This window comes from Streptomyces sp. WG7 (assembly GCF_049975785.1).
GTDB lineage: Bacteria > Actinomycetota > Actinomycetes > Streptomycetales > Streptomycetaceae > Streptomyces.
Window position 1 is genome coordinate 204,365 of sequence record NZ_JBNGGE010000005.1, and the last position, 10,885, is coordinate 215,249.

A 10,885-nucleotide genomic window follows, 5' to 3' on the forward strand; every position below is an offset into this window, starting at 1 on the left:
CGGACAGCCGGCGAAGGGTGAGTCCTTCACCGGCCACCGATGATGGGGCGTCAGGGCCGTGACTCTCAGCGGTCCCTCCGCAAAGCCTGGATGAGCCAGGTGTACACAGGGATCAGATTCGGAATCACCTGCCAGTCGTTGACGGTCCACACCAGGCGCCAGTACTCGTCCACCCGGGGGTCGTGGGCCAGTTCGAACTGCTGGGCCATCCAGTCCCGGAATTCCGCGTCCGGAGCTCGGCCGAACGCCTCCGCGAATCGCCGCACGAGATCGTCGACGACGGGTGCGGCCTCGTCGCTGAGCGGGTCGATGCCGGCGCTCCTGGCCTCGGCGAGTCTCTGGCGAGTGAACCCCACCAGTTCGTCACCGGCGTCGGTCTCGATGTCGAGCGTGAGCTGATGGGACTGATGGCCGGCCACCCGGCGCATGCGGGCCCGGAAGTACTCGTCGCCGATCATCTCGGCGATCCCCACCCAGGCGGCGACCTGGTCGGTGGACGGATCATCCGGCAGATCAGGAGTGGCGGCGCGAACCATGGCCGCACTCGGGTCGGCGCTCTCCGCGCCGAAGGTCCTGTCGATGAAATCGTCGATCAGGCGGTGGCGCTCCTCGCCGGACAATCGCGTGAGCTTGTGCATGAGCTTGGTCTCCTTGGGACTGGATCCGAATCTGGCCGCAGCTCGCAGGACACTCCGACGCAGTTGCAGCGTCCGGATCTGGACGTCCAGGGCATCGGCGTGCGCCGAGGCGACTTCCGCCACGGAGCGTTCACGGTCCAGCACCTGCTGGATCGTGGGGAGATCGATCCCCAGCTCACGGAGAGTGCGCACGAGCTCCAGGCGAAGCAACGCGTCGAGGTCGTAGAGCCGGTATCCGGCGGGAGTGCGACAGGTCGGCGCGACCACGTTCGCATCGGAGTAGAACCGGATCGTCTTCACTGACAAACCGGTGCGCCGGGAGAGTTCGCCGATCGAGTAGAGAGTCGTGCCGCCCATGTCTCCTACCTTGATGTCTCCAGTTACTGGAGAGTCAAGGCCGGAGCGGGGCGATTGACCTGAGTCCCCACCGACCGGGACGTGTGGGCACCGTGCCGCGGGAGTCCGCCGAACACGCGGCCCACCTCGCCGAGCCGTGGTCCGCACTGTGCTGGGAGTGCCGGGTGTGCTGGGTGTGCCGGCCGCGCTGGTCCGAAGCCGGCCGCGGGGTCCCGGGCGCTGTCCTGACGGGTGGGGCTATCCGATCCGTGCCCGGCGGCAGGTTCCGGTGAAGACGCGGCCGAGTTGGCCGTCCAGGGCGGCGAGGGCCGCCGGTTCCGGTGTGCCGTCGGGGTCGATGTGCGTGTGCAGGGCGAGTCCTTCGGTGAACGCGACGACCCGCAGGGCGTGCTCGGTCGCGTCGGCCCCCCGGGCGACCTCTCCGCATACCGTGCCGTTGCCGATGGCCCGGGCGACGCGTGAGCGAATGCCCATGAGGGTCTCTCTCTGGACGGCGGCGAGGCGGGCGTCGTGCGCGGCCTGGCCCGCGAAGGCGAGACGGACCAGGAACTCGGCGCGGCGGGCCTCGTCGAGCGGTACCAGTTCGGCCAGCGCCTGCCTCAGCATCTCGGCGATGGTGCGGCCCGCGGCCTCGCCGCGGTTCACCAGTTCGTCCACTCGCGCGGTGAAACGCCCGTTGACCCGGGTGAACGTGGCCAGCAGCATTTCGTCCTTCGCCGCGAAGTAGTGCTGCACCAGGCCCACGGACACACCCGCTTCGGCCGCGGTGCGCGCGACGGTCACGGTGCTCAGCCCGTACCGCACGATCAGGCGTTGGACGGCGTCGGTGATCTGCCCGTGTCGGGCGTCATGGTCGGCAACTCTCGGCACGCAAGGACGGTACCGCGTGCTATAACCGTATGCCTGTATTGCTATCCGAAGGGAGTCCTGCGGTGATCCGGAGACGAACAACGCGCTTATGGGGTCTGGGACTTGCTCTTGCCCTCCTGCTGCCGCCCGGTGTGGCCACCGCGGGCCAGGCCAGTGACGGACAGACGGCCGGCAGCCGCCGTGACCCGGTCCTGCAGGCCCTGGCCGACCAGGTGGTGGCCGACCCGAACCCCAACCCGGGCGCTTTCCTGCTCGCCCGCCACGGCTCGGACGAGCGCTTCGGCGCGGCCGGTGTCGCCGACCGGTCCGCCGGCACGCCGATGGCCCCGGACCTGAGGTTCCGCACCGGGAGCGTCACCAAGACCTTCACCGCGACGGTCGTCCTGCAACTCGTCGCCGAGCGCCGGCTGAGACTCGACGACACCGTGCAGAGCCTGCTGCCCGACCAGGTCCGCGCCGACAACGCGCTGTCCGGCGCGCCCATCACCGTCCGCCAGCTGCTCAACCACACGAGCGGGCTGTACGACTACCTCGACGGGTTGCTTCCCCACTTCCGCGCACTCGACCAGTACTGGCCCCGCGACCAGCTGATCGGCATCGGCCTCGGCCGGCCCCGGTACTTCCCGGCTCCCGGCGCCCGATTCCGGTACTCCAACACCAACTACCTGCTGCTCGACCTGATCGTCGAACGGGTCACCGACCGCGACCTGCGCACCAACCTCGAACGCCGCCTCTTCGCCCCCCTCGGACTGCGCGACACCTCGTACCCGCTGGCGCGGACCGCCATCGACGGAGCCCACGTCCACGGCTACGCGGACGTCTCGCCCCTGCTGCCGAACGCGCCGGACCCGACCCGGTCCGACGTCACCGCGTTCAGCCCGTCCGAGGCCGGCGCATCGGGCGCCCTCGTCACGACCGCGGCCGACATCTCACGCTTCTACCGGGCCCTGCTGCGAGGGCGTCTGCTTCCCCCGGACCTGCTGCGCCGGATGCTCACGGACACCGTCCCCACGACCGGCGGTGCCGCCCCGCCCGCTGTCGCCTACGGCCTGGGCATCTACGTCTACGCCACCGACTGCGGCCGTGCGTACGGCCACGGCGGCACCGCACTCGGGTACCTGACCTTCGCGCTCAACAGCCGCGACGGGCGCGGCCAACTCGTCGCCCACACCAACTGGAGCTCGCTCGCCGACACCGGGATCGACGACGATTTCTGGACCGCCTTCCAGCAGGGTTACTGCCGAACGTCGGGGCAGACCGGGACACCCGCGGCGCAAGGCGCGGCGGACTGACGTCTTGCGGGGCCGGGTGAGCACCGAACAGCGGGCGGGGCGGGGCGGGGCGCGGTCCTGTCACCGCCCTCACCTCGAGGCGGTCGCGGCATCCGGCCGGTGCCCGCCGGGTCGAGGGCGCCGTCGAAGCCGGTCACGGCGTCGTGCTCCCCGCCGGCGCGGACCCATCCGTCGCCCCCGTCACCGGTCGCCTCGCCGCCCGTGGGTCCCTTGTCGATCCGGCGCGCGCCGGGGCCCCGCGCCGTGCTCGAGCGGGTCCTCGGCTCGGTGTGGACAGGCAGGCGAGCGGGATCAGTCGGTGTCGAGGCCGTCGACCAGGCGGTTGAGGAACCGGGTGAACGTGGCCTCGGGGGTGAGGGCGCGGCCGGGCGCGGAAAGGGCCTCGGCGAGTTCCGGGTGGCGGCCGTCGGCGGCGACAGCGGCGAGGTAGCGGGCCTCGGCCGCGGCCCGGCCCGGGGACCGCGCGGCCGTGGCCTGTGCGATCTCGTGGGCGACGTGTCCGGCCACGAACGCGGTGAGCTGGGCGAAGACCTCCATCTTCGCGGCACCGTCCAGTCCGGTGGGCCGCAGGACGGCGAGGGCGTGTTCCAGGAAGGCCAGCGTGTTGGGGCCCGGCACGCGACGGGTGGACAAGGCGGAGGTCAGCCAGGGGTGGCGCAGGATGTGGGCGCGCTGCAGATGGGCGATGGTCTTCAGATCGGCGCGCCAGTCGCCGCTGGGCGGTTCGGTGACGGTCAGTTCGCCGGTGACGTGGTCGACCATCAGCTCCAGCAGGGTCTCCTTGTCGGGAGCGTAGCTGTAGAGCGACATGGCGCCGGCGCCGACCGCGGCGGCCACCCGCCGGATGGTGACCGCTTCGAGCCCTTCGGCGTCCGCCAGGGCGACGGCCGCCACGGTGATCTGCTCCCGGCTGAAGGAGGGCCTGCGGCCCTTGCGGGGCTCAGTGGGAGGCAGCCAGAGCTGTTCGGGGTCGACGCCCGCGGCGCCGGGCCTCACGTCACGGGGCACGGTCTCGCGCTCCTTCGCCTGGTCGTCGGGACGGCTCTTGCGTAGGTCATCCAAGCACCCCCTATTCTCGTACACTGTACGGAATGAAGGAGGGGATGATGTCATCACGCACGCCCGACGCCGTGGCCGGACCGGTAGGGGCGCGACCCGCCGGGAAACCGCCGCTGTCCTCACGGATGATGAGGGCGACCTGGCGGAACCTGCCGGCGAAACGGCACGAGGTGGAATGGGAGCCGGGGCTGGCGGTGCCGGCCGCCGACGGCAGCCCGTTGGTCACCGACCACTACTTCCCCCGTGCGGAGGGCGACTTCCCCACCCTCCTGGTCCGCTCGCCGTACGGCCGGGGCCTGCCGTGGTCGCCCCAGTACGGCCTGCTCTTCGCCGAACAGGGCTTTCACGTGGTCCTCCAGAGCTGCCGCGGCACCGGCGGCTCGGGCGGCGCGTTCGACCTGTGGCGCAACGAGGCCGCCGACGGCCGGGCCACGGTGTCCTGGCTGCGCGAGCAACCCTGGTTCAACGGAACCCTCGGTACCGTCGGCCCCAGTTACCTGGGTTACGTGCAATGGGCCCTGGCCCTGGACCCGCCGCCGGAGCTGAAGGCCATGGTGGTCCAGGTGGGCCTGCACGATCCCCACGCCCTGTTCCACTCCGGCGGCACGCTGCTGCTGGAGAACACCCTCGCCGTCGGCTCCGGCATGACCTACCAGCACCAGGGCATGGGACCGTTCGTGAAGGCGACCCTGCGCCTGCAACGCCGCCTGCGCACCGTCACCACCGCGCAGCCCCTGCGAGGTGCGTACGTGCCCGCCCTCGGCGGCGAAGTACCCTGGCTGGATGACGTGATGACCCACCCGGACGCCCAGGACGCCTACTGGCACGGCGCGTCGCCGGCGGAGTCGGCGGAGCGGCACCGCGTGCCCACGGCTCTGATCACCGGATGGCACGACGCGCTGGTCGACCAGACCTTCGAGCAGTACCACCGGCTGCGCCGGGCCGGCTGCGAGACCGCCCTGCTCGTCGGCCCCTGGACCCACACCTCCGCCCTGCAGCAGGGCTGGCCCGAGGTGTTCGCCGAAAGCCTCGCCTGGCTCCGCGCCCACCTGAACGCCGACCCCTCCGGCCTGCGCCCCACCGCGGTGCGCGCGCACATCGGCGGCGAGAACACCTGGCGGGACCTCGACGACTGGCCGCCGCCGCACACCCCCACCCCCTGGCACCCCACCCCGGACGGACACCTGACCCGGCAGACCCCCACGGACTCCGCACCCCTGACGGCGTTCCGCTACGACCCGGCCGACCCCACCCCGTCCCTCGGCGGCCCGCTGCTCTCCCGCACCGCCGGCCCACGCGACAACAACACCCTGGAGGCCCGGGACGACGTCCTGACGTTCACCGGCCCGCCACTGACCGAGCCCGTGGACGTCGCCGGCCCGGTCTCCGCACGGCTGAGCGTCTCCACGGACACCGGGCACGCCGACGTCTTCACCCGCCTGTGCGACGTGGACGCCCAGGGCCGCTCCGTCAACGTCTGCGACGGGCTGGGCAGGCTGCGGACGACCGGCGACACACCCTCGCAGGTCACCGTGCCGATGAGCACCACCGCCCACCGCTTCGCCGCCGGGCACCGCATACGCTGGCAGATCAGCGGAGGCGCCCACCCGCGCTACGCCCGCAGCCCCGGCACCGGGGACTCCCCGCTGGACGCCACCACCTTCACACCGGTGCGCATCACCCTCCACGCGGACTCGGCGCTGGTGCTTCCCCACGGCTCGGTCGAGGCACGCTGACCCGGGGAGGGCAGGAGCCGGCGCGCCGGTACACGACTGTCGCACCCCGTGACATAGGCCACCCGTGTGCATTTCGCGTCGGGTGTTTGCCGTCGCGTCAGTGGGAAAGGCGCCCCACGTTCTCCGGAGTCACAATCCGGTGGACAGTACGTGAAAGCACAGGGAGAGGAGGCTTCGATGTCCTCGAAGCGACGTCGTAAGAAGAAGGCTCGCCGCAAGAACGGCGCGAACCACGGAAGCCGTCCCCAGAGCTGAGGACGCGTCGACGCATCGGGTGGGTGGCAGGTGCCACCCACCCGAGCGCTTTCCCGGCGCGGCGAGCGGCGGGACCATGGCGTGCTTCCCGTCCTGCGGGAAACCTGAGGCGCCATGGCGAGACTCGAGAACCAGCCGTCGGCGGACGCGCGGGGCGGCCCGGCGCTCAAGCGCGCGCTGACCACCCCGCTGCTGTACTTCTTCATCCTGGGCGACGTGCTCGGCGCCGGGGTGTACGTCCTGGTGGGGCAGGTGGCCGCCGACGCCGGCGGAGCGGTGTGGGTGCCGCTGGTCGTCGCCCTGCTGCTGGCGATGCTGACCGCCGCCTCCTACGCCGAGCTGGCCACGAAGTACCCGCGGGCGGGCGGCGCCTCCCACTACGCCACCCGGGCCTTCGGGCCGTTCGCCGGGTTCGTCGCGGGCTTCTGCATGCTCGCCGCCGGCATCGTCTCGGTGGCCGCGCTGGCCCGCGGCTTCGGCGGCGACTACCTGTCGGCCTTCGTGACGCTGCCGGTCGGGCTCGTCGCCGTGCTGTTCCTCGCCCTGCTCGCGCTGGTCAACGCGCGCGGCATCAAGGAGTCGACCCGCGCCAACGTCGCCGCCACCGTCGTCGAGGTGGGCGGCCTCCTCGTCATCGTCGTCCTCGGGGTCTGGCTGCTGCTGCGCGGCGACGGCGACCCGGCGCGCCTCGGGCAGCTCGGTACGCCGGAGAAGGGGGCCGCGGCGGCCGTACTGAGCGGGTCGGTACTGGCGTACTACTCCTTCGTCGGCTTCGAGACCTCGGTGAACGTCGCCGAGGAGACCCGCGACCCCCGGCGCTCCTACCCGCGCGCCCTGTTCGGTGCCCTCGCCACCGCGGGCGCCGTGTACGTGCTGGTGGGACTCGCCGCGTCCGTGGCGGTGCCGACGTCCCGGCTGGCCGGGTCGAGCGGGCCGCTGCTGGAGGTCGTCGAGACGGCCGGCGGCGTGCCGACCCGGCTGTTCAGCGCCATCGCGCTGGTCGCCGTGGCGAACGGCGCGCTGCTCACCGGCATCATGTCCTCCCGCCTGGCCTACGGCATGGCCCGGGACGGGCTGCTGCCCGCCGCGCTGACCAAGGTCCTGCCCGGCCGCCGCACGCCGTGGGCCGCGATCGCGGTCACCACCCTGCTGTCGATGATCCTCGCGCTCACCGGCAGTGTCGCCACCCTGGCGTCCACCCTGGTCCTGCTGCTGCTCGTGGTCTTCCTCATGGTCAACACGGCCGTACTCGTCCTGCGCCGCGACGACCGCGGCGAGGCCGACCACTTCCGGGCCCCGACCGTGCTCCCCGTGCTGGGCATCGCGTCCTGCGTGGTGCTCGCCACGCAGATCGAGGCCGAGGTGTGGCTGCGCGGGTTGCTCGTCGTGGCCGTGGGGACGGTTCTCGCCTCGCTCGGTGCCGTACGGCGGGCGGCCAGGGGCGCGGGCCCGGCCGGGCGGGGGTGACCGGTCGCGGAGCCGGCGGCGAGAGCCGTCGATGAGAGCCGTGACGAGATCCCCCGGCGAGAGCGGCCGATCGGGCAGCCGTCGGCCACGACAGTGTCATGCCGGCGCAGGGGAGGGCACGCCACCGGCCGGGCCGGGCCCGGACCCCCGTGCCAGAATGGACGCCCCCGCAGCCCCGCTCTCCCGCCCAGAGGTCCCCCGTGCCCAAGCCCGTCGCCCGTGAGCCGCAGCGACGCAACGCGCGGTCCAACCGGGCGCGCATCCTGGCCACGGCCCGCCGGGAGCTGGGGCGGAACCCGGACACCACCCTCGAGGAACTGGCCCGGGCCGCCGGTGTCGTACGGCGGACCCTCTTCGGTCACTTCCCGGGGCGCTCGGCGCTGCTGGAGGCTCTTGCCGAAGAGGCTTCCGAGGTGCTGCGCGGCGCGATGGCCGCCGGGGCGGAACGGACCGGGCCGGCCGAACCGGCCGAGCGCGCACTCGCCCACTTCCAGTTGCTGATGTGGCCCGTGGGCGACCGCTACCGGATGCTCCTGGCGCTGGCCCGGCACGACCTGGGCGTGGAGCGCGTGGCCGAGATCCTGGCCCCGGCCCGCGCCGAGGTCACCGCCATCCTGGAGCGGGGGCAGAGGGACGGTGTCTTCCCCGGTCACCTGCCTCCGGCCGTGTTGAGCGCCGGGCTGGAGGCGATGATGGTCGCGCTGCTGGAGCAGGTCAACACCGGGACGCTGGAGGACGACGGCACCCGGGCCGCCGCCGCCACGCTCATCGCGGCCGGCGTACCGGAGGAGCGGGCCCGCGCCGTGGTCGAGGACGTTGCCCCGACGGTCACCGCGGAAGTCGTCCCGGGCGAGTGAGCCGCCGCCCGCGTCGCCGTACGACGGGTACGCCCGCGTAGGCCCCGGCCCGTCGCCGCGGAGACCGTGCGGGCTGCGGGCTGCGGGCCGCGCGGGCCGTGCGGGCTGGGGACCGTGGCGTCCCCGCGAGCCGTGCGGTCTCCGCGAGCCGTGGGGACCGCGCAGCCCGCGTGCACCTCGTCTCGCTGACAAGGTCGCCGTCGTCGCACCCACCGCCGTCGCATCGGCGTTCCCCGTCCCGGCGACGGCCAGCGCGGCCACGGGAGGCGCCCGTGCCGTCGTCGTCCGGGACCGGCGCGCGGTCCGCGTCCGCCGTCGCGCGCCGTGCCGACCGCCCCCATGGCCTCCTCGACGAGCCCTCCGCCCAGCGCGCCCAGGCCGGTGAAGCGGCCGGAGAGGGTGCGGCGCGTCACGCCGGCCGCAGCGGCGCCCGCGACTACTACGGAGGGGGCCGCCGTGCCGCGGGACGCCGAGAGGAATCCAGTTATTTGCACGTCACTGTGCAACAAACTACTCTGCACGAGCCTGCACACCGATGGGCAATTAACCTGTCCTCGTTCCCCCTGGGAGCCCTCCATGCCCCTCCTGGCCACCACACCCGTCGAGAAGATGACCGGGCCGTACGCACGGCGCTGGTGGGCGCTCCTCGTGCTGTGCCTGAGCCTGCTGATCGTCGTCATGGCCAACACGTCCCTGATCGTGGCCGCCCCGGCCATGACCGCCGACCTCGGTCTGAGCAGCAGCGACCTGCAGTGGGTCATCGACGGCTACACCGTCCCGTACGCCGCGCTGATGCTGGTGCTCGGCTCGATCGGCGACAAGTACAGCCGCCGCGGCGCCCTGATCACCGGTCTGGTGATCTTCGCGGGCGGTTCGGTGATGGGCAGCCTGGTGGACGAGACCGGACTGGTCATCGCGGCCCGGGCGGTCATGGGCGTCGGCGCCGCCGTCGTCATGCCGGCCACGCTGTCCCTGCTGGTCGCCGTCTTCCCCAAGGAGGAGCGGGCCCGCGCGATCACGGCCTGGACCGCCACCTCCGGCCTCGCCATCGCGGTCGGTCCGCTGGTCGCCGGCCGGCTCCTGGAGGACCACGCCTGGGGTTCGACCTTCCTGGTCAACGTCCCCATCGCGGTCGTCGCCGTCATCGGCGCGCTGCTCCTCGTACCGCCGTCCAAGGCGGCCGGCATGGGCCGGATCGACTACGTGGGCGGCCTGCTCTCCATCGTCTCCGTCGGCAGCCTGGTCTACGCGACCATCGAGGGCCCGCACTTCGGCTGGGGCGCCGGCCCGGTCTCCGCGGCCGTCGTCGCGGTCGTCGGCCTGGTCGCCTTCGTGGCCTGGGAGCTGCGCCATCCGCACCCGATGCTGGACGTGCGCAGGTTCCTGCTGCGGCCGTTCAGCGGCTCGATGCTGGCGGTGCTGTTCTTCTTCTTCGGCACCTACGGCGCCATCTACTACGCCACCCAGTTCCTCCAGTTCGTCCTCGGCTACGGCGCGCTGGAGACCGGCGTACGGCTGCTGCCGCTGGCCGGGGCGGTGTTCGTCGGCGCAGCGGTCACCGGGAAGCTGACCCCCAGGCTGGGCGTGAAGACGATGGTGGGCTCCGGCATGGTGATCGGCACCGTCGGTGTCTTCCTGCTGGTCCTCATCGAGAAGGACTCCGCCTACGCCGACTTCCTGGCCCCGATGCTGCTGCTGGGCCTCGCGATCGGGCTGAGCGTGTCACCGGCCACCGACACCATCATGGGCTCCTTCCCGGAGAGCGAACTGGGCGTCGGCGGCGGTGCCAACGACACCGCGCTGGAACTCGGCGGCTCGCTGGGCATCGCCGTACTGGGCTCCCTGCTCGGCACCGCCTACCGCGACGAACTCGCCGACCTGGCCGGAGACCGGCTCCCGGCCGCCGCGCTGGAAACCGCCCAGGACTCCGTGGGCGGCGGACTGGCCGTCGCCGAGCGGCTCGCCACGAACCCCGCCGCCGGACCCCGGCAGGCCGAGGCCCTGGCCGACGCCGTGAACCAGTCCTTCGCCCACGGCGTCGCCACGACCAGCCTCGTCGGCGGGATCATCATGGCCGCCGGCACCCTGATCGTCCTCGCCGTCCTGCCCGGCCGCCGCGGCGCCCGGCAGCGGACCGAGGAGAAGCCGGCCGAGGTCAGGGAAGCGGAGCACAGCGCCTCGGCGCGGTGAGCCCGGAACACCCGAGCCACGGCCCCGTCAGCCCGTGGGGCCGGACCTCGCGGCGGGCAGGCCAGGGCTCAGCGGTCCGAAGGACACGTACCGAAGGACACGTACCGAAGGACACGTACCGAACGACATGTACCGAACGACGTGTACCGAACGACGTGTACCGA

General features: G+C 72.6%; 9 protein-coding genes. 6 read left to right on the plus strand and 3 right to left on the minus strand.

Annotated features, from left to right (window positions below; genetic code table 11):
- Positions 1–65: 65 nt before the first annotated feature.
- Together ACP4J0_RS08275 and ACP4J0_RS08280 are read right to left on the minus strand one after the other, a co-directional pair.
- Positions 66–995, minus strand: a complete 930-nt coding sequence (locus ACP4J0_RS08275; RefSeq protein WP_426597956.1) for a MerR family transcriptional regulator — start codon at positions 993–995, stop codon at positions 66–68.
- 237 nt (positions 996–1,232) lie between these two features.
- Positions 1,233–1,865: a TetR/AcrR family transcriptional regulator gene (locus ACP4J0_RS08280; RefSeq protein ID WP_426597957.1), complete on the minus strand. Its 633-nt coding sequence runs from the start codon at positions 1,863–1,865 to the stop codon at positions 1,233–1,235.
- Positions 1,866–1,927: 62 nt separating this feature from the next.
- On the opposite strand from ACP4J0_RS08280, the gene ACP4J0_RS08285 reads away from it, so the two are divergent.
- Positions 1,928–3,157: a serine hydrolase domain-containing protein gene (locus tag ACP4J0_RS08285; RefSeq protein ID WP_426597958.1), complete on the plus strand. Its 1,230-nt coding sequence runs from the start codon at positions 1,928–1,930 to the stop codon at positions 3,155–3,157.
- Positions 3,158–3,448: 291 nt separating this feature from the next.
- Here the strand turns inward: ACP4J0_RS08285 and ACP4J0_RS08290 are convergent, their stop codons facing one another.
- On the minus strand, positions 3,449–4,165 hold the full coding sequence (locus ACP4J0_RS08290) for a TetR/AcrR family transcriptional regulator C-terminal domain-containing protein (RefSeq protein WP_426598017.1): 717 nt from the start codon (positions 4,163–4,165) through the stop codon (positions 3,449–3,451).
- Positions 4,166–4,263: 98 nt separating this feature from the next.
- Between ACP4J0_RS08290 and ACP4J0_RS08295 the strand changes: the two genes are divergently transcribed.
- The 5 genes from ACP4J0_RS08295 (at position 4,264) to ACP4J0_RS08315 (ending at position 10,721) form a co-directional block, all read left to right on the plus strand.
- Positions 4,264–5,952, plus strand: coding sequence for a CocE/NonD family hydrolase (locus ACP4J0_RS08295; protein WP_426598018.1), 1,689 nt, complete (start codon positions 4,264–4,266; stop codon positions 5,950–5,952).
- A 177-nt stretch (positions 5,953–6,129) separates the two neighbouring features.
- Positions 6,130–6,207: a 50S ribosomal protein bL37 gene (locus ACP4J0_RS08300; RefSeq protein ID WP_370443954.1), complete on the plus strand. Its 78-nt coding sequence runs from the start codon at positions 6,130–6,132 to the stop codon at positions 6,205–6,207.
- A gap of 114 nt (positions 6,208–6,321) precedes the next feature.
- Entirely contained in the window at positions 6,322–7,674 is a 1,353-nt protein-coding gene (locus ACP4J0_RS08305; RefSeq protein ID WP_426597959.1) for an APC family permease, read from the plus strand.
- A gap of 200 nt (positions 7,675–7,874) precedes the next feature.
- Positions 7,875–8,531, plus strand: coding sequence for a TetR/AcrR family transcriptional regulator (locus ACP4J0_RS08310; RefSeq protein ID WP_426597960.1), 657 nt, complete (start codon positions 7,875–7,877; stop codon positions 8,529–8,531).
- Positions 8,532–9,107: 576 nt separating this feature from the next.
- The gene (locus ACP4J0_RS08315) at positions 9,108–10,721 is read left to right on the plus strand and encodes an MFS transporter (protein WP_426597961.1); all 1,614 of its coding nucleotides are present in this window, start codon (positions 9,108–9,110) and stop codon (positions 10,719–10,721) included.
- Positions 10,722–10,885 lie beyond the last annotated feature (164 nt).